Annotated in this window: 17 protein-coding genes; 8 read left to right on the forward strand and 9 right to left on the reverse strand. The window is 62.0% G+C overall.

Features of this window, described 5'->3' with window-relative positions; translation table 11 throughout:
* The first annotated feature begins 388 nt into the window (after nucleotides 1-388).
* The 3 genes from IEW17_RS03865 to IEW17_RS03875 all read left to right on the forward strand — a co-directional run bounded on the left by IEW17_RS03865 (nucleotide 389) and on the right by IEW17_RS03875 (nucleotide 4,199).
* Nucleotides 389-1,381, forward strand: coding sequence for an ATP-grasp domain-containing protein (locus IEW17_RS03865; RefSeq protein ID WP_188560709.1), 993 nt, complete (start codon nucleotides 389-391; stop codon nucleotides 1,379-1,381).
* Between the two features lie 146 nt (nucleotides 1,382-1,527).
* Nucleotides 1,528-2,547, forward strand: coding sequence for an LLM class flavin-dependent oxidoreductase (locus IEW17_RS03870; RefSeq protein ID WP_188560710.1), 1,020 nt, complete (start codon nucleotides 1,528-1,530; stop codon nucleotides 2,545-2,547).
* Between the two features lie 197 nt (nucleotides 2,548-2,744).
* Nucleotides 2,745-4,199 carry an amino acid permease gene (locus tag IEW17_RS03875; protein ID WP_188560711.1) on the forward strand — a complete coding sequence of 485 codons (1,455 nt, stop codon included), beginning with the start codon at nucleotides 2,745-2,747 and terminating at the stop codon, nucleotides 4,197-4,199.
* Between the two features lie 164 nt (nucleotides 4,200-4,363).
* Here IEW17_RS03875 and IEW17_RS03880 read toward each other — a convergent pair whose 3' ends face one another.
* The gene (locus IEW17_RS03880) at nucleotides 4,364-4,840 is read right to left on the reverse strand and encodes a hypothetical protein (protein WP_188560712.1); all 477 of its coding nucleotides are present in this window, start codon (nucleotides 4,838-4,840) and stop codon (nucleotides 4,364-4,366) included.
* Nucleotides 4,841-5,049: 209 nt separating this feature from the next.
* Here IEW17_RS03880 and IEW17_RS03885 point away from each other — a divergent pair, with 209 nt between their 5' ends.
* From IEW17_RS03885 to IEW17_RS03895, 3 genes are all read left to right on the forward strand, one after another.
* Nucleotides 5,050-5,748: a hypothetical protein gene (locus IEW17_RS03885; RefSeq protein WP_188560713.1), complete on the forward strand. Its 699-nt coding sequence runs from the start codon at nucleotides 5,050-5,052 to the stop codon at nucleotides 5,746-5,748.
* Nucleotides 5,749-6,404: 656 nt separating this feature from the next.
* The gene (locus tag IEW17_RS03890) at nucleotides 6,405-7,136 is read left to right on the forward strand and encodes a GAF domain-containing protein (RefSeq protein ID WP_188560714.1); all 732 of its coding nucleotides are present in this window, start codon (nucleotides 6,405-6,407) and stop codon (nucleotides 7,134-7,136) included.
* A gap of 142 nt (nucleotides 7,137-7,278) precedes the next feature.
* Entirely contained in the window at nucleotides 7,279-9,858 is a 2,580-nt protein-coding gene (locus IEW17_RS03895; protein ID WP_188560715.1) for a type IA DNA topoisomerase, read from the forward strand.
* Between the two features lie 23 nt (nucleotides 9,859-9,881).
* Here the strand turns inward: IEW17_RS03895 and IEW17_RS03900 are convergent, their stop codons facing one another.
* Entirely contained in the window at nucleotides 9,882-11,738 is a 1,857-nt protein-coding gene (locus IEW17_RS03900; protein ID WP_188560716.1) for a prolipoprotein diacylglyceryl transferase family protein, read from the reverse strand.
* A gap of 185 nt (nucleotides 11,739-11,923) precedes the next feature.
* Entirely contained in the window at nucleotides 11,924-13,426 is a 1,503-nt protein-coding gene (locus IEW17_RS03905) for an SDR family oxidoreductase (RefSeq protein WP_188560717.1), read from the reverse strand.
* A gap of 189 nt (nucleotides 13,427-13,615) precedes the next feature.
* On the opposite strand from IEW17_RS03905, the gene IEW17_RS03910 reads away from it, so the two are divergent.
* Complete coding sequence (locus tag IEW17_RS03910; protein WP_188560718.1) at nucleotides 13,616-14,476, forward strand: DUF2911 domain-containing protein; 861 nt, start codon at nucleotides 13,616-13,618, stop codon at nucleotides 14,474-14,476.
* A gap of 150 nt (nucleotides 14,477-14,626) precedes the next feature.
* Here the strand turns inward: IEW17_RS03910 and IEW17_RS03915 are convergent, their stop codons facing one another.
* The 5 genes from IEW17_RS03915 to IEW17_RS03935 all read right to left on the reverse strand — a co-directional run bounded on the left by IEW17_RS03915 (nucleotide 14,627) and on the right by IEW17_RS03935 (nucleotide 18,808).
* Nucleotides 14,627-15,985 carry a M28 family peptidase gene (locus IEW17_RS03915; RefSeq protein ID WP_188560719.1) on the reverse strand — a complete coding sequence of 453 codons (1,359 nt, stop codon included), beginning with the start codon at nucleotides 15,983-15,985 and terminating at the stop codon, nucleotides 14,627-14,629.
* 119 nt (nucleotides 15,986-16,104) lie between these two features.
* Nucleotides 16,105-17,037, reverse strand: a complete 933-nt coding sequence (locus IEW17_RS03920; protein WP_188560720.1) for an enhanced serine sensitivity protein SseB C-terminal domain-containing protein — start codon at nucleotides 17,035-17,037, stop codon at nucleotides 16,105-16,107.
* A 202-nt stretch (nucleotides 17,038-17,239) separates the two neighbouring features.
* Nucleotides 17,240-17,671, reverse strand: a complete 432-nt coding sequence (locus tag IEW17_RS03925) for a c-type cytochrome (protein ID WP_188560721.1) — start codon at nucleotides 17,669-17,671, stop codon at nucleotides 17,240-17,242.
* Nucleotides 17,672-18,367, reverse strand: coding sequence for an SCO family protein (locus IEW17_RS03930; protein WP_188560722.1), 696 nt, complete (start codon nucleotides 18,365-18,367; stop codon nucleotides 17,672-17,674).
* Nucleotides 18,368-18,370: 3 nt separating this feature from the next.
* A complete protein-coding gene (locus IEW17_RS03935) occupies nucleotides 18,371-18,808 on the reverse strand; it encodes a hypothetical protein (protein WP_188560723.1) in 438 nt (145 codons plus the stop codon).
* A 179-nt stretch (nucleotides 18,809-18,987) separates the two neighbouring features.
* Between IEW17_RS03935 and IEW17_RS03940 the strand changes: the two genes are divergently transcribed.
* Nucleotides 18,988-19,980, forward strand: a complete 993-nt coding sequence (locus IEW17_RS03940; protein ID WP_188560724.1) for an aldo/keto reductase — start codon at nucleotides 18,988-18,990, stop codon at nucleotides 19,978-19,980.
* 74 nt (nucleotides 19,981-20,054) lie between these two features.
* Here the strand turns inward: IEW17_RS03940 and IEW17_RS03945 are convergent, their stop codons facing one another.
* Entirely contained in the window at nucleotides 20,055-22,760 is a 2,706-nt protein-coding gene (locus IEW17_RS03945) for a PAS domain-containing hybrid sensor histidine kinase/response regulator (protein WP_188560725.1), read from the reverse strand.
* Between the last annotated feature and the right edge of the window lie 106 nt (nucleotides 22,761-22,866).

The following is a 22,866-nucleotide window of genomic DNA, read 5'->3' on the forward strand; positions in this document are numbered from 1 at the left end:
TGTTGTTGCTGTTGTTGTCTGGCTTAACCCATCCCGAGTAGTTTTTCGCGGGTAGGTAAGTCCGTTGTCGAAGCCGATTAGCTTCCGGTAGCGGCGTGTTTACGGCCGCCCGCGGCGTCTGCGTCCTCATTTTCCGGGTTGTTTGCCGATTGCTCCGTATTAGGGTTGGGTCCGTTTCGCGTTATGCTTTTTAGCATGCGTCCGGCCTCACTGCCTGCCCTCTGCTGATGCGGCTGCGTGCTTCGACCCTCAGGAAATGAACTACCGGCAACCCGCTCGGGCTTCAATTTTAATTCTCGCTGGATTTGCCGCCGTGCGCTTTTAAGTGCCACATGGCTCAGAATCACAGCTTTTTTTCCGACTCTACTTCATCTCATTACTGTTTCTTATGTCATCCCTGCAAAAGCCCATTGGCATCTACTTCGAGCACCCCGAATGGTTCAAGCCGCTCTTCGCGGAGCTGGACCGGCGCGAGCTGCCCTACGAGAAAATCGACGCCGCCCACCACCTCTTCAATCCTTCGGAAAAGGAAAGCCGCTACAGCCTTGTGGTGAACCGCATGAGCTCCTCCGCTTACCTGCGCGGGCACGGTCAGGGCATTTTCCACACGGCCGGTTTTGCCACGCACCTAGAGCGCATCGGCACGCGCATTATCAACGGCTCGGTGGCCACGGCCATTGAGACGAATAAGTCCCGGCAGCTTTCGCTGTTTGAGTCGCTGGGGCTGAAATACCCGGCCTCGCGGGTTATCAATCACGCCTCGCGGGCCGTGGATGCGGCGAAGGAGCTGCGCTTCCCGATTGTGGTGAAGGTGAATATCGGGGGCAGCGGCGCGGGCATCATCCGCTTCGATACCATCGAAGGCTTGCAGGCGGCCGTGGACAATAACCAGATTGACCTCGGCATCGACCAGACCGCTCTGGTGCAGGAATACGTGACGCCCCGCGGCGGCAACATCCACCGCGTGGAAATGCTGGACGGCAAGTTTCTCTACGCCATGAAGGTGTTTACCACTGGCGAAAGCTTCAACCTGTGCCCGGCCGAAATCTGCCAGATTCCGGAGGTGCAGTCGGCCGATTTCTGCCTGATGGAAGCGCCGAAAAAGGGCATTCAGGTGGAAGCCTTCACGCCGCCGGCCGACGTCATTGCCGCCGTGGAGCGCATTGTGGCCGCCGCCAAAATTGACGTGGGCGGCATCGAGTACCTGATTGATGACCGTACCGGCGACGTGCTGTTCTACGACATCAACGCGCTGTCAAATTTCGTGGCCGATGCCGTGAACGTGGTGGGTTTCGACCCTTATGCCCGCTTCGTGGACTACCTCGAAACGCAGCTGCCCGTTGTCGCAGTGGCCGCGCAGGGCGAGTTGGCTACTGCTTAATCGATTTTAACACAAACAGGCCGTCATGTCGAGCGCAGCCAAGACATCTCGCTCGCGGCAGTAATCATAAAAGTCAAGCACGCGAGCTGTCCAGGCTGCGCTCGACATGACCGTTTCTGAACAACCGTTTTATAAAGTAACAAGCCATGAAATTTGGATATTGGATGCCCATTTTTGGGGGCTGGCTGCGCAACGTGGAAGACGAGCAAATGCCTACCGACTGGAGCTATGTGAAGCAGCTAGCGCAGCGCAGCGAAGCCCTCGGCTACGACCTGACGCTGGTGGCGGAACTGTACCTGAACGACATCAAGGGTCCGGAGTCGCCGTCGCTGGAGGCCTGGAGCACGGCCGCCGCGCTGGCCGCCGTGACCGAGCACCTGGAAATAATGGTGGCCGTGCGGCCCACGTTTCACCAGCCGGCGCTGCTGGCCAAGCAGGCCGCCAACATCGATTTAATTGCCCCCGGCCGGCTCTCGCTGAACGTGGTATCGAGCTGGTGGCGCGACGAGGCCACCAAGTACGGCCTGCACTTTGAGCAGCACGACGACCGGTACGCCCGCACCCGCGAGTGGCTCGACGTGGTGACCAACGTGTGGAAGCAGGACCATTTCAGCTACGACGGCAAGTACTACCAGGTGGCCGATAACGTGCTGCAGCCCAAGCCCGCCAAGGCCCCGTTCCTGTACGCGGGCGGCGAGTCGGAAGCGGCCAAGGACCTCATCTCGACCCAGTGCGACGGCTACGTGATGCACGGTGACTCGCCCGAGCAAATAGGTGCCCGCATTGCCGACATGCGCCGCCGCCGTGAGCAGAAAGGCCTCCCGCCCATGAAATTCGGCGTGGCCGGCTACACGATTGTGCGCGACAACGAGCAGGACGTAAAGAAGGAGCTCGACCGAATCACCAATGTGAAAGCCTCGGCTGCGGGCTTCGGCAATTACCAGCAGTGGCTGGCTGGTACGCAGCTCGAACAGCAGGTGTCGTTGCAAGATTATTCGGTATCAAACCGGGGTTTGCGCACCGGCCTCACCGGCACGCCAGCGCAGCTGCAGGACCGGATTGGAGAGTTTGAGAACGTCGGCGTGGATTTCTTCCTGCTGCAGGCTAGCCCGCAGCTGGAGGAGATGGAGCGATTCTCGGAGTCCGTTATTCAGGTGTTGGCGTAGGTCGTCCAATAGTTAAACAGGAACGTCATGCCGAGCGCAGCCGAGGTATTTCGCTCGGGGCAGTAGCTCAATCGTAAAACGATTTTGACTACTGCCCCAAGCGGGATGCTTCGGCTCTGCTCGACATGACGTTCTAATTATTCTGTGCGTCAGCACAGTTGTTTTCCACGCTTCATCAGGAGCGTCAATCCATTTTCATGCTTAAAAAATCTTTAGAGCTGCTTCGATTGGAAGCGGCCGAAACGGGGGCTAATACCCTCAAGCGTAGCCTTAATGGCGTTAGCCTGATTGCGATTGGTATCGGTGTTATTATTGGAGCCGGCTTATTCTCTTTGACTGGTATCGCGGCGGCTAATAATGCCGGGCCGGCCGTCACGCTTTCGTTTCTTGTCGCGGCGGTGGGCTGCGCTTTCTCGGCGCTTTGCTACGCCGAGTTTGCCGCGATGGTGCCCGTTTCGGGTTCGGCTTACACGTATTCCTACGCCACTATGGGCGAGCTGTTTGCCTGGATTATCGGCTGGGACCTGGTGCTGGAGTACTCGGTGGGGGCGGCCACGGTGGCCATTAGCTGGTCGCAGTACCTGATTAAGTTTCTGAGTAAATACGGCCTGCATATTCCGGCGCAGCTGGTAATGTCGCCGTTTGAAAAGGCCACGCTGGCCGATGGCAGTACTATTTCTGGTTTTGTGAACGTGCCGGCCATGCTCATCGTGCTGGCCATTACGGCCATCGTCACGCGGGGTACCAAGGGCTCGGCGTGGTTCAATGCACTGGTAGTGGCCCTGAAGGTAGCCGTCGTGTTGGTGTTCATCGCGCTGGGCTGGAAATACATCGACCCGGCCAACTATCAACCCTACATCCCGGTGAATACCGGTAAGTTTGGCGAGTTTGGTTTGAGCGGAATTCTGCGCGGGGCGGGTGTCATCTTCTTCGTTTTTATCGGCTTCGATATCGTGGCCACGATGGCGCAGGAAACCAAGAACCCGCAGCGCAATATGCCCATTGGCATCCTTGGTTCGCTGGCGATATGCACGGTGCTATTCGTACTGTTCGGGCACGTGCTCACGGGTTTGGCCAACTACACGGAGTTCAAGAACAGCGCCGCGCCAGTGGCCATTGCCATTGAGAAAACGCCTTATGCCTGGTTGAGCTCGGCGGTGATTCTGGCTATTCTCATCGGCTACACGTCCGTGATACTGGTGGATTTGCTGGGGCAGTCGCGGGTGTTTTTCTCGATGGCGAAGGACGGGCTGCTGCCGCCGATTTTTTCGCGCCTGCACCCCAAGTTCAACACGCCGGCGCAGTCCAGCTTGCTGCTGGGGCTGTTCATTGCCCTGTTTGCGGGCTTCGTGCCTATTTCCGTGGTGGGCGAAATGACGAGTATCGGCACGCTGCTGGCCTTCGTGATGGTGTGCTTGGGCGTGCTCATCATGCGGCGAACTAACCCCGATGCCCCGCGGCCGTTTCGCACGCCGTGGGTGCCGCTGGTGCCCATTCTGGGCATCGTGGTGTGCCTCGTGATGATGGTTTCGCTACCGTGGGAAACGTGGCTGCGGCTCATTGTGTGGCTGGCGCTGGGCCTGGCCATCTACTACGGGTATGGGAAGAAGCACAGCAAGCTGCGCCTGGCGCAAGCGGCGGAAAAAGTATAAAGAGCAGGTGGACGAAAGGAGCCGTTAGGTCGAACGTAGCCGAGACTTCTCGCTCAGCATAGTAACTCAACTGGCTGGATTGGTTACACAGTGGAAATGTTTCGGCTGCGCGGACGCCAAATGAATACGACCACCTTGCCCCGCGTGCTGAGCCCGCTGCCCGCTTAATGCGTGGTCAGCCCGTTCGCGTCCAAATTATCCGCATCCCGCACGCGAAACAGGCTGCCCTCCAGGTCCACGATGATATCGGCGGGGCCGGAGGCTGGGGCGGCGGGGCTGGGGCGTCGGGCTTGCTTATAGACATCAACGGCCCCGTGCGCGGCCAGCGTGGCGCGGGCGCGGTCGGCGTGGTCTTCGGTGGCGGCAAGCACGGTTAACACGGCGCTATCGGCATGGGTGGCGGCAATGTGGGCCTGGGCATCGGCGTTTTCGTTGCCAGCGAATAGGTTGGTGAAAAACCGCACCACGCCTTCCTCAAATGGTTCGGCCGGGGAATTGGTCTCGGGGATGTGCTGGGCCCGGAGGGTGTCCTGGGTAGCCAGGTTTAGGGAGCTGCGCTCGAAGCCGGACGCCAGCAGCTGCTCGATGGCCTGCTGGGCTTCGGTGGTGCTTTTGAATAAGCCTACAACGGTCTGGGCCATGGCGGGGGAGGGGGTAGTAGCGCGTAGTGGGAAATAAGCAGCCACCCACTTACCGGGGCGGAATGGGGGCGGCGCAACCCTCGGAGTGGCGTGCGTCTGCCTTCGGTACGGCCCGCCCCTCCGGAGGTTGCGCCGCCCGGCCCGGTCCCCGAACTCACAAATCCTGCCTACCTTTTGCGCTTCCTTCACCTAACCCCCACAGCTACCGCATGGCCCAGCCCAAATACGCTGCCCGGTTCGAGAACTTCTTCGTCAACCTGCGCCTCAACCGCGACCAGTTTGCCGATATGGCCGCCTTCACCCTGCAAGCCTTGCAGCAGGAAGCCAAGGACAAATACAAGGTCGTGGCCAACCCCCTCGAAGTAGTCCTCACCGACTACCGCGTGGCGCACACCGGCCAGCTCTCCGGCGAAAGCCAGGCCGCCACCATCACCCTGGCCCAGGCCCTGGCCGACTTCAAAGCCTACGTGAAAAAGGTGGAGCGCAAGGTCATCGTGCCCACCTACGACGAGGGCAGCCCCGACCTGCTGGCCATTTTCCCCAAGGGCCGTTCGGGCCTCACCAAGAGCAACCAGGCCCAGGTGGAAGACGCTTTCACGGCCTTTCTCGACGCCCTCGATGCCCGCCCCACCGCTTTCACCGCGCCCGTGCGCACCGAGGGCCGCACCGTGCTGGCCGCCCTCGCCGCCGCCCTGCAGCGCGCCGATGGCATGGCCAAAACCGCCGGCACCCAGCGCGTGGACCTGCACGACGGCCGCGAAGCTACCTGCCTGGCCCTGTTCCGCGCCTACGCCACCCTGCTGATGGAACACGCCGAAAAGCCGGCCCGCGTGGCCACGTTTTTCGATTTGAGCAAGGCTGGTCGCACCAGCACGGGGCCCAAAATTCCGAAGCCTGCGAAGCTCTAGCAGCCTGAAAAACCAGAAAAGCCCATTGCAACTGGTTGCAATAGGCTTTTTCATGCGAAGTCAGCTGTTGCGACCGGTTGCAACAAGCTTTGCCGCGCGGAAATGGGTAGTGCAACCGGTTGCAATGGGCTGCGCCGGGCGGAAACGGCGAGTGCCATTGGTTGCAGTAAGCTTTGCCGCTTGATGGGGGACGTTGCAACCAGTTGCATTGCTTATTTCTGCGCGAAATACCCCGTCCCAACCAGTTGCCAGGGCACTTAGAAAGTCGTTTTTTTGGTCCGTCTGTCATCCTGAGCATTCTGCGATTAAAGCAGAGACGAAGGACCTTATCACGTCCGCGCAACAACTGTTCAGGCGTAATAAGGTCCTTCGCTCCGCTCAGGATGACAGTGGTTTTGACTTTCTAAACAGCTTCGTTGTGTGAAAGACCCCTCAGGTTGGGGTCCGCCGGAAAATTTTAGTCCGCGACAAGCCAGGTAGTTACCCCGACTACATCGCTGCGGCCTACGAAGTCGTACCATTCGCCTTTGGCATAAAACCAACTCGTATTTGGGGCAGGAGCTTCTGCACGCATCGCCGCAGCGAATATTTTACGGTTCGTCCGGCTGAACTTTGTGCGAGGCAACATAGTTTGACACTGAATTTCCAAGCTCATTATGACATCTACGAAATATCCCGGCCTTATTCCTTCCTACGAGCACGAGCGGCTGGAGGCCTTGCAGCCTTATCAGGTGCTGGGCACCCCCGGCCAAGAGCTGTTCAACGACTTTGTAGGCATCGTCGCCAAGCTGTTCGACATGCCCATTGCCCTCGTGAGTCTGGTGCGGGCCGACGACGTGGTATTTATCGGCAACAAAGGCTTGTCCGAAGCGCCGGTCGTTGACCGGGGAGACAGTATGTGCTCCGTGGCCATTCTGAATGACGGCATCACCGAGTTCCAGGACGTGGCCACTACGCCCTGCGAGCTGGTCAACCCCTTCGTGGCGCAGCAGATGCAATTGGGTTTCTACGCTGGCCAAGCCCTGCGCACTCCCTCCGGCCAGGCGGTGGGCAGCCTGTGCATCATCGACCGCCGCCCCCGCCAACTCAGCGTCTTGGAAAGTGAGCTGCTGCGGGAGCTGGCCCTGGTAGCCCAGGAACTCCTGCGTCTGCAAGCCGCCCGCGCCACCGACGACGCCGCTCTGCTGCCCGCCCTGCGCATCCGCCTCGATGGCTCCGTGCAGCAGTCCCTCACCCGCCTCACCACCCTGGCCGAGCTGCGCCAGTGGGAAACCGCCACCGACTCCGCGGAGGCCCAGCGCTACGCCGATTCCCGCCTCGATGAGGCGCGCTACCTGGCCCGGACGCTCTATCGCGAGCTGCAAGCGGTGAAGGTGCAGGCGCGCTAGGTATAACTACGGGTAGCTGCCGGACCGCTATTCCCTCGGTAGCGCGGGCCTGTTACTTTAAAACCGACCCTTTCTCCGGTTACCTTTGTTGATTCTGTGCGCCGAAATCAATCGGTGTAACCAGGTTAATCAGCGAGAATCCGTGATAGTTTGCATTGCCGAAAAGCCCAGTGTCGCCCGTGAAATCGCCACCGTGCTGGGCGCCACCCGCCGCATGGACGGCTACATGGAAGGCAATGGCTACCAGGTCACCTGGACCTTCGGCCACTTCTGCCAGCTCAAGGAGCCCGACGACTACCAGCCCGAATGGAAGCGCTGGAACCTGCACAACCTGCCCATGATTCCCGACTCGTTCGGCATCAAGCTCATGCGGCGCGACGAGGGCGTGGTAAAGCAGTTTCAGACCATTAAGCGGCTGGTAGACGAGGCCACCGAGGTGATAAACTGCGGCGACGCCGGGCAGGAGGGGGAGGTGATTCAGCGTTGGGTGCTGATGGAGGCCAAGTGCCGTAAGCCCGTGAAACGCCTCTGGATTTCGTCGCTCACCGAGGAGGCCATCCGCCAGGGCTTCCAGAACCTGCGCGAGGCCAAGGAATTCGATAGCCTCTACCAGGCCGGCAAAAGCCGCGCCGTGGGCGACTGGCTCCTGGGCCTGAACGCCACCCGCCTTTTTACCCTCAAGTACACTACCTACCAAGACAAACAGCTACTGAGCATCGGCCGGGTGCAAACCCCCACGCTGGCCCTGATAGTGGAGCGCTGGCACGAAATCCAAAACTTCCGGCCCGAGCCGTATTGGGTGCTGCGGACGGAATACCGGGGCACGATGTTCAGCCACATGGCCGCGCCGGACAAGGCCAAAGACGCCGACGCCGCGCCCGACAACAAAAGTCGCCTGCGGGCACTGGGCTACTTCGTGACCGAGGAAGAAGCCCGCGAAGCCCTGGAGCAGGTGCGCCCCGCCCCGTTGCGGGTGACCGAGGTGGAGATAAAAAAAGGCCGCGAATCCCCGCCGCGCTTGTTCGACCTCACTTCCCTGCAAGTGCAGTGCAACAACCAGCTAAGCCTGTCGGCCGAGGACACGCTGAAAATCGTGCAGGCGCTGTACGAGAAAAAAGCCGTGAGCTACCCGCGCGTAGACACCACGTTTCTGCCCGACGACCAGTACCCAAAAATCCCCGGCATCCTGCGCGGCATGGGTTACGACAGCCTCACCGCGCCGCTGCTGGCGACCAAGATTCCCAAGACCCCCAAGGTTTTTAACAACAACAAAGTCACCGACCACCACGCCATCATCCCGACCGGGGCCGCGGGCCCCGGCGGCGGCATGGAGAGCAGCGTGTACGACATCATCGCGCGCCGCTTCATCGCCGCCTTCTACCCCGACTGCGAGGTGAGCAACACCACCGTGCTGGCCGAAGCCGCCGAGCGTCCCTTCCGCGTGCGCGGCCGGCAAATCCTAAACCCCGGCTGGCGCGTGGTATACGGCAACCCCGAGGAGCAGCAGGCCCCCAAGCCCGCGTCCGCGCCGGGTGCCGTGGCCACGGAGGCTGACGATGACGCGGTTTCTACCGTCCTCCCCAGCTTTGTGAAAGGCGAAAGCGGCTCCCACGAGCCGCGGCTGGACAGCAAAACCACTCAGCCGCCCAAGGACTACACCGAGGCCACCCTGCTGCGCGGCATGGAAACGGCCGGCCGCAACATCGACGACGAAGAGCTGCGCCAGGCCATGAAGGAAAACGGCATCGGCCGCCCCAGTACCCGCGCCGCCATCATCGAAACGCTGTTTAAGCGCAACTACATCAAGCGCGAAAAGAAGCGTATTATCCCCACCCCCACGGGAGTGGAGTTGATTGGATTAATCCGAAATCCGACCCTTAAATCAGCGGAGCTCACGGGCCAGTGGGAGCACAAGCTGCGCCAGATTGAAAAGGGTGAATTGTCCTCAGAGAACTTCCTGGGTGAGCTTTCGGACTTGGTGCGCGAGATGGTGCAGGAAGTGAAGCAGGATAACCGGGGCCGCATGGTCACGTCTGGCAGCGCCGAACTGGCCATCAGCCAGGCCCAAACCAACGGCGTAACCGGTGGCAATAAAGTGCCCGCCGGCCTCACCGGCACCAAAGCAACCAAGGTTTCCGGCGCATCAACTTTGCCCGGCGCAAACGGCTTGGGCTACTGCCCAGCCTGCAAAACCGGCCACGTCGTACGGGGCAAAACGGCTTTCGGTTGCGTGCGCTTCCGCGAAGGCTGCACCTTCCGCCTGCCCGCCGAAATCCACGGCAAGAAGCTCAGCGACCCGCAGGTGAAAACCCTGCTCGCCAAAGGTCGCACACCCGTGATAAAAGGCTTCATCGGGGCTGAAGGCCAGAAGTTCGACGCCGCCATCGGCCTCGACATGGCCTTTCAGCCCATGTTGCTCCAAGTGGCCGACAGCAAGCCCGGCGCGGCCCCCGATTCGGGCCAGATTCCGTGCCCGGTCTGCAAGCTCGGTACCATGCTCAAGGGCAAAGCCGCCTACGGCTGCTCCCGCTTCCGCGAGGACTGCCAGTTCCGCGTGGCTTTCGAGTGGGGCGGCAAAGCGTTGACCGAAACGCAGCTGAAGCAGCTGTTGCGCCGGGGCGAAACGGGGGTCATCAAGGGCTTCGTTTCAGGCAAGACGGGTAATAAATACGATGCCGCGCTGAAAGTAGAGGAAGGGCGCGTGGTGCCAGTGTTTGGGTAAATGGGTAGGGGAGGACGAGGGGCCTAGCGGTTAATCCGATAATTCAGCTTTAGACTGAAGCTGTGGTGCCGGCCTAGGTCGGTGGCGAAGTACGGCTCCAGGCTCAGGCCGGGGCGGCCGGGCAGGCGCAGCAGGGCGCTGACAAAGCCCAGGCTGGGAGTAGGCTGATGGGGCGAGCGGGCGTATCCAACCAGGAGGTTCGGTCCGTTGCGGATGCCCAAGGTTGAGCCCAACCCGAAGCGCGTGGTGTAGGCCCCCAGCGCATTTTCGGCGCCGTAGCAAAAGTCAGCCTGCCCGTAGAGCACCGACGGTTTGCCCAGCCGAAACATGGCCTCGGGCATTAGCCAGGTACCATCGCGTGAATTGCCGTCGTCGAAGTAGCTGAAGTAGCCCAGGCTGCCCATGTGCAGGCCAAATCGCAGGTCGCGGGTAAGCCAGCCGTCGTCCCGGTGAACTTCCCGGAAGATGTGCAGGTCGACCAGTGCCCGCCGCATAGTGGTGTCGCGTTTGGTGATGAGTTGGGAGCCGTTAGGTTCGGGCAGCGGCTGCATGGCAATGCGCTGCTCGCCCACCCACACCCCCCCGCCCCAGGTGCTGCGGTAGCCCGATGCCTTGGCGGTTTCAAACGCCACCTCGCCCCCCACAGCCTGCACGCGTTGCTGCAAGGCCAGCCGCTGGCTGCCGCTGCAGCCCGAGTTGTCGTACAAGATGTCCTGCTCCACTTCGTGCTGGTTGCTCAGCACGCCCCCGGTGAGGATGGTGGTGCGTGTGGTACCTGTGCTATCGCCCGCAGGGCGTTGGGGAGCCGGGGCCTGGGCGGTGGTCAGCAAAACGGCCCCGGCCAGCACCAGGCTAAGTGGCAGGCCCGCCAGGCGCGGGCTCCCGGCATGCAGGGTGGCCAGGGCGGCGCTGGCCTCGGTCGCCAGCACCGCCAGCAGAAGGGCACGTACCACCAGCACCTCAGGTAGCGTGAGGGCGGAGCGGCCCAGCACGGCCGTGAGGGCCAGCATGGCCAGCACCACGGCCAGCGTGCGCCCCGCTCCCGCTACTTGGGCGGGCTCCGGCGGCGCAAGGGCCGGGGTTTGGCTGCTCTGGCGCACGCGCCAGGCCCAAGCCCCCAGCGCCAGCAGGCCCAGCGGCAGCAGTAGCACCTGCAAGCCCAGCCAATGTCCGCCCGGTACCGCATGCCAGGTGCCCGCCACTGGTTCGCCGGCCGGGTCGCGCCAAAAAGCCAGCGCAAAACGCCCCAGTAGCAGCAGGCCCGCTTGCAGTAGCAGCCACGAGCCTACCGGCCAGCGCCGGTTTCGGGTGGCCAGCAGCACGCCGGCCACGGCTGCGCACAGCAGCAGAGCCAGTAGCTGCGTGGGTACCACCGGTAAGCTGTGGGCCGCCGTGGCCGGCAGCAGCCCGGCTTGCACCTGGGCTACCCACGGTGGGGTACCGGCCCCATAAATCAATCCCCAAGTACTGGTGGTGGGCAGCCCGAAGCAGCAACCCGTGAGCACGCAGCCCACGCATTGGACCACCAAGGCCCCGCACAGTGGCAGGGCCAGGGCATCGAGCACGGCCCCGCTTAGCCCCAGCCAGCGCCGAAGCGCCAGCACGGCCAGCACGGCCGCCAGGCCGCCACCCAAGATGGAGCGCGCCGTATCAGTGTGCTCTTGGCTAAATAGCAACGTGCCCCATTCATCCACCGGATAGGTTATGAGCTTGGTGCCCAGAATTAGGGCGAGGCTGCTGGCGGCTACCAGCGTTAGCCAGGGGCGCAGGGGAAAGCCGCGCCGCCAGCCTTCCCACAGTAACCACAAAACGTTGGTGAGGGTGGCCAGCAGGTAAAACGGGGTGTAGTAGTCGTGGCCGTGCGGGTAGGGAAGCGTCATAGTCGCGAGTGGTTAGGGAAGGGCTCAATCGTAATGAAGCCTAAAGCTAACCGGCCGCTTAGCGGGCTCACAACACGAACTTTGTCGTTACCAGACTTCTATCCCTGTCTTTATTCTTAATAAGAATTTGAATGCCAAAGTTTAGTACTCGAATAATCAGGCCTTTCACCGGGCCAAAAATCGACTTATGGCGTGAGCTCGGGCTGCCGTGCAGCTTCCACTGGCACTTCCCGGTACCGTATCAGGTTCTTCACCATTCCCTTGAAAATGATGCCGTGGAAGGGCAGCACCGAATACCAATAGAGCCGCCCGGCCAGGCCTCGCGGGCGGTAGGCAGCCAGTTGCTCCAGGGCGTGCCCGCCGCCTTCCTGGTCCACGATGCGGAACTGCAGCCAGGCCTCGCCGGGCAGCTTCATTTCGGCGTAAAGTAGTAGCCGGCAGCTGGCTTTGTCGGCTACCAGAACGCGCCAGAAATCGAGCGGGTCGCCGGCGCGCAGGCGGCTGGGCGAGCGCCGCCCCCGGCGCAGGCCCACGCCGCCCACGGCTTTGTCCAGCAGGCCACGCAGGCGCCAGAGCCAGTCGGTTTTGTACCAGCCCCGGTCGCCGCCAATGCGCCAGACGTTGTCCAGCACTTCCACTACGGGCCGGGTGAAGGGCATGAGCTGGCGGTCGAAGAACATCCCGTTTTTGGGGATTTGAATGGCGTCCATGTAGTTCTGGCGCATGGTGCCGGAACTCAGCGCATCAGACCAGGAGCTGACCACTTCGTTCTGCTCGATGCGTTGGAAAGCCAGCGCCAGCGCGGCCCGGTAGTTCATGCACTCGTGCGGAATAACGGCGCTGATGCTATTTTTGGGGTCACAAATGGTGTCGTTCTTTAAACTCTCGACCAGACTTTGGGCCAATGAAAACGTGGTGCTCGTGACCAGGTACAGCCACCACGACGACAGCCGGGGCGTGAGCACGGGTACCGTCACAATCCAGCGCTTGTAGCCGCGCTCGGCGGCCAGCCCGAGCAGCATTTCGCGGTACGTCAGCACGTCGGGGCCGCCCACATCGAAGGCCCGCCCGAAGCAGGCGGGATTGTCCAGCACCGCGGTGAGGTAGAACATGATGTCACGGATGCCGATGGGCTGGCAGCGCGAGTTCAGCCAGCGCGGCGTCACCATCACCGGCAGCTTCTCCACCAGGTCGCGGATGATTTCAAACGAAGCGGAGCCCGAGCCGATGATGATGCTGGCCCGCAGCACCGTGAGCTTGGCGGTGCGGGCTTGGCCCAGCACGTTTTCCACGGCGCGGCGCGAGCGCAGGTGCACGCTCAGGTCGTGGTCGTTGGCAATGCCGGAAAGGTAAATAACCTGCCGGGCGGGGGTGATATTCAGGTATTGGATAAAGTTGTGGGCCGACTGCTGCTCCTGCTGAAAAAAGTCTTCGCTGCCCCCGCTCATCGAGTGCACCAGGTAGTAGGCCACGTCAATATCGGTGGGTACAGCGGCCAGGGATTTGGGCCGGAGCAAGTCGCCTTTGGCTACCATCACGCGCGAATGCTCGGCCTCGGGCAGCGTATCGGGCAGGGAGAACCGGCGGGGGTCGCGCACGAGGCAAACTACCTCGTGGCCGTCGGCCACCAGCAAGGGCAGCAGACGCTGGCCGATGTAACCCGTGGCTCCGGTGAGAAGAATTTTCATGCGGCGGACTGGTTAGAGAAACGGAATGCCGCGCCTTGGCCGGGAAATCAGCAAAGCGGGCCCCGGCTCGATTTAACCGGGCGATGATGAATAGGAGAACGGCCAGCGCCCGTGGTTGTTTGCGGGCGCTGGGTAAAAGTAATACGTGGGCCTCTGCATCTTAAAGGTTCAAGCGGCATCTTTGTCGCCATGAAACACGCCCTACAACTTCTCGCCACCGGCTTGCTGCTGGCCTCCGCTGCTCAAGCCCAAACCAAGCTCACCATTCCCCCGCTGAGCCCGGCTACGCACATCCGCCAAAGCTTCTCCACGTCGTACATCGACCTAACGTATTCGCGGCCCTCGCTGCGGGGCCGGGTGGCGTTTGGCAACCTCGTACCCAACGGCACGGTGTGGCGTACGGGGGCCAACACCATCACCAAAGTGCGTTTTGGTGAGGAAGTGAAAATCAACGGCCAGACCGTGCCGGCCGGGGCCTACGCCCTGCTCACGATTCCCGATGCCAAGGAGTGGACGTTCATCCTGAACCGCGATACGGCCCAGTGGGGCACATATGAGTACAAGCAGGCCCTCGACGTGCTCCGCGTGAAAGCCAAGCCCACCAAGCTGGCCGCTGCCGTCGAAACCATGTCCCTGACCTTGGAAAACCTGAGGCCCGCCTCCGCCGACCTTGTGGTGACTTGGGACCGGACCCAGGTGGCCCTGCCCATCGTAGCCGACCCCGACCGCATTGTGATGGGCCAGATTGAGCAGGCCATGAAGGGCGAAAAGAAGCCCTACGTCACGGCCGCGCAGTATTACTTCAACACCGGCAAAGACCTGACGCCCGCCCTAGGCTGGCTCGACGAGTATATTGCCGCCAACCCCACCCGCTACAATGGTTACTACTGGAAGGGCAAGCTGCTGCAGAAGCAGGGCAAAAACAAAGAAGCCATCGAAGCCGCGAACAAGTCGTTGGAGCTGGTTAAATCCGATAAAAACGACGTTTCGCGCACTGAATATGTGCGTTTGAACCAGGAAGTACTGGCTGCGGCAGGGGCGAAGAAATAGGCGGCGGTATCTCTTTCTCATTCACTGAAAAGGCTCCGTGCAAATTTGCACGGAGCCTTTTCAGTGAATGAGAAAGATTAATTTTCGTATTCTTAAACAGCTTCAACAGTTGAATAGGAGGGGAGAAGGTTTTCGAGCAAGTTGGAATCGTTACCGACCCACCACTGGCAGCACAGCCACGCTCTCATGCCCAGCGGCATCCACGCTGGCCACGCCGAAGATGAAGTTGTCCTTGCTGATGGGCAGGTCAGCAGTAGTGCCGGCCATGGGGTAGCGCTGCTGCCACTGGGGGGCGCTGGTTTCGCGCACCAGTACCACGTAGCCGGCGGGCTTGGGGCCGGTGGCGGGGGCCTGCCAGCGTAGCTCGGTGCGGTTGGTGAGGTTGGCGGTGAGAACTTCGACCTTGGCCGGGGCGGCGGGGGCGAGGGCCAGGCTGGCCATGGTGGCGAGGTTGATGCCGGCGTTACGGCGCAGGTAAGCAAAATCCACGCCCTCGGTCACGTCGCCGTAAGGGCGGCCTTTTTCGGTGCGCAGGTCCTGGTGCTGGTGGGTGTAGTCCTCGTTCATCTCAGTGAAGCGGACGGCGGCGAAGCCCTGCTGGTTGAACGGCGTGTGGTCGCCGCCGCGCAGGAACCGGTCGGGGCGGTACTCCAGCACTACCTGGTGGCCCTTGCCGTACAGCTGGCCGGTGCGCTGGGTGTAGCGGGCCAGTTGGCGGCTAATGCCGTCGTTCTCGGAGCTGAGCTGGCGGCGCTGCTTGGCCTGGTCGGGCGTTTCGTTGGCCGGCACGCCTTCGCTGAACACCCGCAGGCGCGTGGCGTCGTTTATCACCGGGTCGAAGCCGTGGGAGTTGCCCACAATGTCGTTATTGAGCATCGCAATCAGGTTCCAGCCTTCTTTTTTGGCGCGCTCGGCGAGGTGGCCCGAGCCGTAGAGGCCCTGCTCTTCGCCCTGCACGGCCACGAATTTGAGGGTGCAGGAAAATTTCTGGCCGGCCAGCACCCGCGCCAGTTCCATCACCAGCACGGTGCCGGAGCCGTCGTCGTTGGCCCCGGGGGCATCGGCGGTGGCGTTCATCACGTCGCTCACGCGGGAGTCGATGTGGCCGCTCACCAGAATAATGCGGGTGTCGGTGGGGTCGGTGCCGGGCAGGGTGGCCAGCACGTTGGCCATGAGCACGGGTTGGTTGATGCGGCGGCCGTCGGGCTTCACCGTGAACGTGTCCATCTCCACCATCAGGCGGCCGCCACTGGCTTTGCTGTACTTCAGAAACTCATCGCGCACGTAGTTGCGGGCCGCGCCGATGCCGCGGGTGGGGCTCTTGGTGTCGCTCAGCGTGTGGCGCGTGCCGAAGGACACGAGCTTGCGGATATCCGCTTCCAGGTTTTTAGCCGAAATTTCATCGACGAGCTTTTGAATGCGGGGGTCGGCGGGCGGCAGGAGCGGGGCGGGCTTGGTTTGGGCCAGCGCGGCAAACGGCGCCAGAAGTAGGAGCGTAGCGAGTTTCATGCGGGGAAGGTAGGACAAGATGGGAAACAACGAAGAAAAAAGAACGTCATGTCGAGCGAGAACGTCATGACGTTCTCGCTCGACATGACGTTCTAAGTAATGTCGACCGGCCAGTTCAATTAGCCCTGCTTATAAAACGGCTCAATCGTGCGGAAATACGGGTTCACGCCTTCGTCCGACGTCTTATCCAGTAGCATCAAATCCACGAATTGGAAGTCGGTGGTCCGGCCTTCGAGCACAGGGCCGAGCTCCTGCATGAAGCTGGGGTCCAGGCTGCTGCTTTCGAAAGCCAGCAGCAGGCGCGGCACCTCCGGGTTGGAGTCGAGCTGCATCTGGGCCAGGAAGGCGGTTTCGATGTGCGGCTGCGTGGCGGCCCAGGTCGAAACGGCCTCGGCTACGGCGCTGGGGTAGTCGGCGGGCTGGCTAAGCAGCACCTGGGCATCGCCGCCGGCGGGCGAGAGCGGGCCGGTAAGCTGCCCGGCGAGCAAAGCGGCCAACTCATCCTTTGGCAGGATTTTGCCAGCGGGCGAGAAGGGGTTCAGCACGCAGTCTTGGCCCTGCACCATGTTGAAAAAGGCGTGGCCGGGCAGGCGCACGTAAGGCATGGGGTTGTTTTCGACGCCGCCATCGGTGAGGCGGGAGGGCGAGGAGAAGATGGGCAGCTTACCATCGGCGAGGATTTGCAGCTGAATTTCCTGGCCTTCGGCGAGAATGACTTCGCCGGGCTCGATGCCTTCGGCGGGGGCCAAAATCATCAGGATTTCTTCCTGCAGCAAGGCTTGGTAGAAGGCGGGGCGGGCGTTTTCGTCGGTCGCGGCCAGTAGCAGAAGCTGCTCCAGCACGTTTTCGGGCTCGAAGGGGAACGGCTCGGGTTGGGGCAGCATGAAATCGGTGGGCATCATGGGCACCACGGGGTCGGCCGGGGCCGTGAACTTGGCACCTTGGTAGCGGGGGCCGTCGGCAGCCGGTTTGGCGGCTGGCGTGCCGGTAGGTGTGGTTGGCGGGGCCGGGGCATCGCCGGGTTTATTTTTCAGGAAATCAAACAGGCCCATGGGGAACGAGAATACGAATGAAGTTGGACGCGCAATCTACGGCAAAAAACGCGTTTGGCAGGGGTATAAAGGGGCGTAATATGCAATTTTGAACGGTCATGCTACGCGCAGCGCAGCATCTTTACCTCACACGTAATGGATGCCATTGCAGCGAAGCAGTAGAGATGCTGCGCTGCAATGGCATGACCGTTCCTCTCATTTTTTAGTGGTGGTGCGGTTCAGCTGCTTGGGGCACCCGGCAGGAGTCCAGCGCTGTTTGCACATCGAGAATGGTGCGCGGCACGCCTTTGTTGCCCCAGTGGCTTTCAATGTAGTTCAGCAGGTTGGTGAGCTGGGCGGTGCTCATGGTTTTGTTGCCGGGCATAATGTTGTGGTAGCCAATGCCGTTCACCACGATGGCTTCGTTCTGACCGTTGCGCAGCAGGCAGGCCAGCTCAGCGCGGTGCTTCACCAGGTAGTCGGACCCGGCGATGGGCGGAATGAGGCGGGCGAGGCCCTGGCCCTGTTCGCCGTGGCAACTGGAACAGTGCAGGGCATACAGCTTTTCGCCCTGGTGGCGGTTGTTGCTGAAGCAGCTGGCCAGGATGGTGCCCAACAGCGCCACCAAGCCTAATATGAGGGAGCGGGACGGCATTTACTTCGTCGCTACGCCCGATTTGCGGGCATCAATCTCGGCCAGCAGGATGGGCAATTCCACGAAAAGCCGGGCTACTTCCTGGGCGTTGAGGCTGTCGTAGAGGCCGCGGATGTGGCCCCGGTCGTCCACCAGCGCGAAGGTACCGTTGTGGGCGAAGCCGCCGGGCGCCTCCTTGTCGGGCAGGGCCGCGGTGAAGTAGGCCTTAGCCAGCTGAAATACCGTGTCCTTGGCCGTGGGCTCGTTGTGGGCCCCGGTGGTGGCAAAGTGCCAGCGGGCCGCATCGGTCACGCCCAGGCGCTGGGCGTAGTCCTTAAGCACCGGAATGGTGTCGTGGGCCGGGTCGATGGTGTGCGAGAGGAAGACGATGCGTGGGTCTTTGGCGTACTTGGTGTACACTTTCAGCAGCTCGCCCTGCATTTTGGGGCAGATGCCGGGGCAGGTGGCGAAGAAGAAATCGGCCACGTAGGCCCGCCCGGCAAAGGTTTGGTTGGTAATAACCTGTCCGGCCTGGTTGACGAGGCGGAAGCGGGGCACGGTAGCAAATACGGTGTCGGCGGGGCCGCCATCGGCGCGGGGGCGCACGTCGCGCTCCCCCATAATGGGCAGCTTGGCGGCCTCCTTTGGCGGTTCGGTGCAGGCGGTGGTGAGCAGGGTGGCGGCCAGCGTGGGCAGCAGCAACAGGCGTTTGAACATGGGTTATTTAGAAGAAGCGGGGTGCTGGCTGATAAACAACGAAGCCGAGTCCATCGTTGCGCGGTACTGGCGGCGCACGCCGGCCAGCACCTGCTGCTGCTGCTGGAAATAGGCCAGACGGGCGGCGGGCGTGGCCGTGCTGTCGGGCGCTTTGTACCGGTGCATCCAGTCCATCATCGCGGCATCGGCGGCCAGCAGGCCGCGCACGAAGGGGGCGGCGGCGGGGGAATGGGTAGCCGAAATCTGGGCCTTGAGTGAGTAGAGCTGGTCGGTTTGGGCCATCAGGGAGTCGTGGCGAGCCATGACGGCCATTTCGGCCGCGGCGGCCGGAGTGGGTGGGCCTTGCTCGGCAATGGGCTTGTCGGGGGAGGCGCAGGCGGCCAGGAGCACGCCGAAAGCCACCAGGGCCCCGCGCAGGGCATTTGTGGGAATGTATTTCACGGCCCAAAGGTACGTTCGGCGGGCGGGCCGTGCGGTTGTGTACAGCGTTGGAAAGCAGCGGCGTTGGCTTGGAGAATATATAAAAAGCAAAATTGGGCTTAGCTGGTTGGAGAAGCTTGTGCGTATTGCTTTACACACCTGACACATTCTTTTCAGTCACTTGATTTTCTTCCCAACCTATGAAAACCCGCCAACTGGGCCGCTCCGGCCTCACTGTTTCAGCCCTCGGCCTGGGCTGCATGGGCATGTCCGATTTCTACAGCGGCCAGGACGATGCCGAGAGTACCCGCACCCTGCACCGCGCCCGGGAGCTGGGCGTGACCTTCTTCGACACGGCCGATATGTACGGCCCCTACAAAAACGAGGAGCTGGTGGGCCGGGCCTTCCAGGGCCAGCGCGATAAAGTCATTATTGCCACCAAATTCGGCATCCTGCGCGACTTGAACGACCCCACCAAGCGCGGCATCAGTGGCCGGCCCGAATACGTGAAGGCCGCCTGCGAAGGCAGCCTCAAGCGCCTCGGCACCGATTACATCGACCTGTACTACCAGCACCGCGTAGACCCGAACACGCCTATTGAGGAAACTGTGGGGGCCATGAGTCGCTTGGTGGAAGAAGGCAAAGTGCGGTTTCTGGGCCTGAGCGAGGCCGCGCCGGCCACCGTGCGCCGGGCCGTGGCCGTGCACCCCATCGCCGCCTTGCAAACCGAATACTCGCTGTGGAGCCGCGAGCCGGAAGATGAGATTCTACCCGTTATCCGGGAGCTGGGCGTGGGTTTCGTGCCGTACTCGCCGCTGGGCCGGGGCTTCCTCACGGGCCAAATCAAGCGGTTTGAGGACCTCGCGGCCGACGACTACCGCCGCAACACCCCCCGCTTTCAGGGCGACAACTTTCAAAAAAACCTCGACCTGGTGGCCCGCATCAACGACTTGGCGGCCCAAAAGCACTGCACGGCCAGCCAGTTGGCCTTGGCTTGGGTGCTGGCGCAGGGCGACGACATGGTGCCCATTCCCGGTACCAAGCGCGTGAAATACCTGGAAGAAAACCTGGGCGCGCTCGAAGTCAGCCTCTCTCCCAATGAGCTGGCCCAGCTCGACGAAATAGCCCCCAAAGGCAAAGCGGCCGCCGGCATGCGCTACCCCGAGGCTATGATGGCCTCCGTGAACGGGTAGATTATGGTATGGCAGCTCAAAAAGAATCCCCGCCGGAATTTTTGGCGGGGATTCTCTTTGAGCTGCTGGCTGGGCTAGCGGGCCAGCAGCTGCACCAGCTTGGCGTAGAGCTCGGCTTCCTCAAAGGGTTTGGCCAGGCAGTCGTCCATGCCGGCGGCCAGGTAGCGCAGGTGGTCGGTGCGGAAGGCGTTGGCCGTGAGGGCCAGCACCGATACGCCGGCCCGTGCCGCGTCGGGGTGCGCCCGGACAAGGGCCACGGCTTCGAGCCCGCTCATGCCGGGCATTTGAATGTCCATTAGCACCAGGTCAAATTCCTGCTGCTCGAACTGCGCCACGCCTTCGGAGCCGTTCTCAGCCTCCGTCACCACCATGCCCCAGGCCTGCATGGTCCAGGAAGCCACCATGCGGTTGATGTCGTTGTCTTCCACCAGCAGCACCCGCACGCCATGTAGTACGCCGGTATCGAATACATCGGTGGCTATAGCAGCGTCGGCCAGGGTAGCTTTGGGCAGGCACAGCGTGAACGCGAAGCAGCTGCCCTGCCCGGGCGTGCTTTCCACCGTCAGCGAGCCGTTCATCTGCTCGACCAGAGCGCGGCTGATGCTGAGGCCCAGGCCCGTGCCGCCAAATAGGCGCGTAGTATCGGCGTAGGCCTGGGTGAAGCTTTCGAAGATGCGGGCGATGACCTCGGGCTGCATCCCCATGCCCGTGTCCGTCACCCGGAACTGAATGGTCAGCGTGTCGGCGGTTTCGCTCAGCAGCTGGCCTTCCACCTTCACCCGCCCACCGGTTGGCGTGAACTTGATGGCGTTGCTCACCAGGTTTATCAGAATCTGATTGAGCCGGTGCGCGTCGCCCCGCACCACGGGGTAGGGGCAGCCTGCACTCAGGGGCGTGCCTTCGAAGACAATGCCTTTTTCCTGGGCTTGCAGGGCCAGCGGCTGCACGGCCTGCTGCATCGAGTCGCAGAGGTTGAACGACTCGCTGCTGAGCTCCAGCTTGCCGGAAGTGATTTTGGCCATGTCCAGCACGTCATTCAGCACGGCCAGCAGGTGCTGCCCCGAGCTGCGAATGATGCGCAGGTACTCCTGCTGCTTTGCGGTGAGTGGGGTTTTGGCCAGCAGGTTGGCCACGCCCAGCACCCCGTTCATGGGCGTGCGGATTTCGTGGCTCATGTTGGCCAGGAAGTTTTCGCGGGCCTGCACGGCGGCTTCGGCGGCCAGCTTGGCCCGCTTCAGCTCCTTATTGGCCCGCACCCGGTCCGTAATGTCGTGGGCGTGCGAGGCTATGTAGGGAGCCTGGCCGGGCTCGCGCACCACGAAGTTGTGGTACAGCAAATAGCGTAGCTCCTGGGTGCCGCGCGGTACCACGCGCAGCACGCCTTCTTCTTCGCCTGCGGCCGTAATACGGGTGAGGTAATCGGCAAAGGCGTCGCGGTCTTCGGGCAGCATGTGCGCGGTGACGGACATGCCGAGCATGGCGGCGGGGGATTCGCGCAGCAGTTTGGCCAGAGCGGGGTTTACGCTGAGCACGGTGCCCTGCAGGTCGCAGGTGCCGATGAGGGCCTGCCCGTAATGCATCAGGTCGCGGTACTGCTTTTCGCTGCGCTCCAGGGTTTGCTGAAACTGTTTGAGGGGAGTAATGTCGGTGCTCACGCCCAGCACGTGCATCGAGCCATCGGGCCGGCGGAGGGGGCGCTTCACGGTATAAAACCATCTGGTGCTGCCATCGGCAAGCGTGAACGAATCTTCCCGCGCTACTTCCTGGCCGGTGGCCCGTACCTGGGCATCGATGGCGGCGTAGCGGGCCAGCTCGGCCACGCTCTCGGGGGTGGGAGCCACGGGCTTGGCAAAGGGGGAGGCCTTCACCAGATTCAACATGGCCTGATTCTGGAAAACCAGCTTCTGCTCGGTGTCACGCACGAACACCACCGTCGGAATGGTGTCGAGCACCTGTTCCATAAACTGCTGGGTTTCGCGCAGCTGCTGGCGCGCCGCCTCGCGTTCGGTGATGTCGGCAAAGTAGAGGTTGACGTACCCCTCCAGCGGCTGCGGCACCACGGAGATGCTGAATACTTGCGTCCCGATTTTTACTTCAACCTGCTGCAGCGTACCCAATGCCAGTGATGCCGTGGCCCCCGCCCGCAACTGCCGCTGCACCCGCACCTGCTCGGGGCGTGTCAGGCTGGCCCCAAGCCGCTGGGCCGCCCGGTTGGCGTACAACTGTTGGTATGTGGCCCCAATGCGCACAATTGGGTTAGGGTTTTCGTCGGGGATAAAGGCGAATGACTTCTGAGCGGCTAGCTGCCGCTGCTGCTCGCTCACGTCGCGCAGGTTCAGCACCCACAAGCCTTCCCGGTCATCCGGTGCTGCCGGCGTGGCCTCGCAGGCCAGCACCCGGTCGTGGTGCAGCGTCAGGAGCACGGGTTGGTAGGGGCGCAGCACGCGCGGGGCGTTGGCCACCCAGGTAGCCAGGTCGGTAGGCTTCTCCACCAGGGGCTGCAAACGGGCCAGCAGCTGCAGCACCGGCTTTCCCTGCCAGGCCGCAGAGGAGTCCATTAGGTTAAACAGGCTGAAGAGCTGCTGGTTGGTCAGCACAATGCGGCCGGCTTTGTTCACTACCAGCAGCCCTTCCAGTCGGCGGTCAGTAAGCTGTTCTACCACCTGCTCCGCCATCTCGGCAAAGGCCAGCGACTCGGTTAGCTCCCGGATGCGCTGCTCGGCATCGGCCAGAGCCTTGGGGTAGTCAATAGTAGCAATAACAGGAGCGGAAGGCAACATATCAGCATAAATACAAAGTGACAGGCTAATGTAACACCTGCGGTGTTGAAAGGTCTGCTGTATTTAAGAAGCGGTGAAAACCAGGCACAGTTGTTCATGCTCCGCC

This window comes from Hymenobacter frigidus (genome assembly GCF_014640435.1).
Classification (GTDB): Bacteria; Bacteroidota; Bacteroidia; order Cytophagales; family Hymenobacteraceae; genus Hymenobacter; species Hymenobacter frigidus.

Coding starts and splice junctions, on each gene's coding strand:
- IEW17_RS03865 (WP_188560709.1), top strand. CDS start 389: ATGTCATCCCTGCAAAAGCCCATTGGCATCTACTTCGAGCACCCCGAA.
- IEW17_RS03870 (WP_188560710.1), top strand. CDS start 1,528: ATGAAATTTGGATATTGGATGCCCATTTTTGGGGGCTGGCTGCGCAAC.
- IEW17_RS03875 (WP_188560711.1), top strand. CDS start 2,745: ATGCTTAAAAAATCTTTAGAGCTGCTTCGATTGGAAGCGGCCGAAACG.
- IEW17_RS03880 (WP_188560712.1), bottom strand. CDS start 4,840: ATGGCCCAGACCGTTGTAGGCTTATTCAAAAGCACCACCGAAGCCCAG.
- IEW17_RS03885 (WP_188560713.1), top strand. CDS start 5,050: ATGGCCCAGCCCAAATACGCTGCCCGGTTCGAGAACTTCTTCGTCAAC.
- IEW17_RS03890 (WP_188560714.1), top strand. CDS start 6,405: ATGACATCTACGAAATATCCCGGCCTTATTCCTTCCTACGAGCACGAG.
- IEW17_RS03900 (WP_188560716.1), bottom strand. CDS start 11,738: ATGACGCTTCCCTACCCGCACGGCCACGACTACTACACCCCGTTTTAC.
- IEW17_RS03905 (WP_188560717.1), bottom strand. CDS start 13,426: ATGAAAATTCTTCTCACCGGAGCCACGGGTTACATCGGCCAGCGTCTG.
- IEW17_RS03910 (WP_188560718.1), top strand. CDS start 13,616: ATGAAACACGCCCTACAACTTCTCGCCACCGGCTTGCTGCTGGCCTCC.
- IEW17_RS03915 (WP_188560719.1), bottom strand. CDS start 15,985: ATGAAACTCGCTACGCTCCTACTTCTGGCGCCGTTTGCCGCGCTGGCC.
- IEW17_RS03920 (WP_188560720.1), bottom strand. CDS start 17,037: ATGGGCCTGTTTGATTTCCTGAAAAATAAACCCGGCGATGCCCCGGCC.
- IEW17_RS03925 (WP_188560721.1), bottom strand. CDS start 17,671: ATGCCGTCCCGCTCCCTCATATTAGGCTTGGTGGCGCTGTTGGGCACC.
- IEW17_RS03930 (WP_188560722.1), bottom strand. CDS start 18,367: ATGTTCAAACGCCTGTTGCTGCTGCCCACGCTGGCCGCCACCCTGCTC.
- IEW17_RS03940 (WP_188560724.1), top strand. CDS start 18,988: ATGAAAACCCGCCAACTGGGCCGCTCCGGCCTCACTGTTTCAGCCCTC.
- IEW17_RS03945 (WP_188560725.1), bottom strand. CDS start 22,760: ATGTTGCCTTCCGCTCCTGTTATTGCTACTATTGACTACCCCAAGGCT.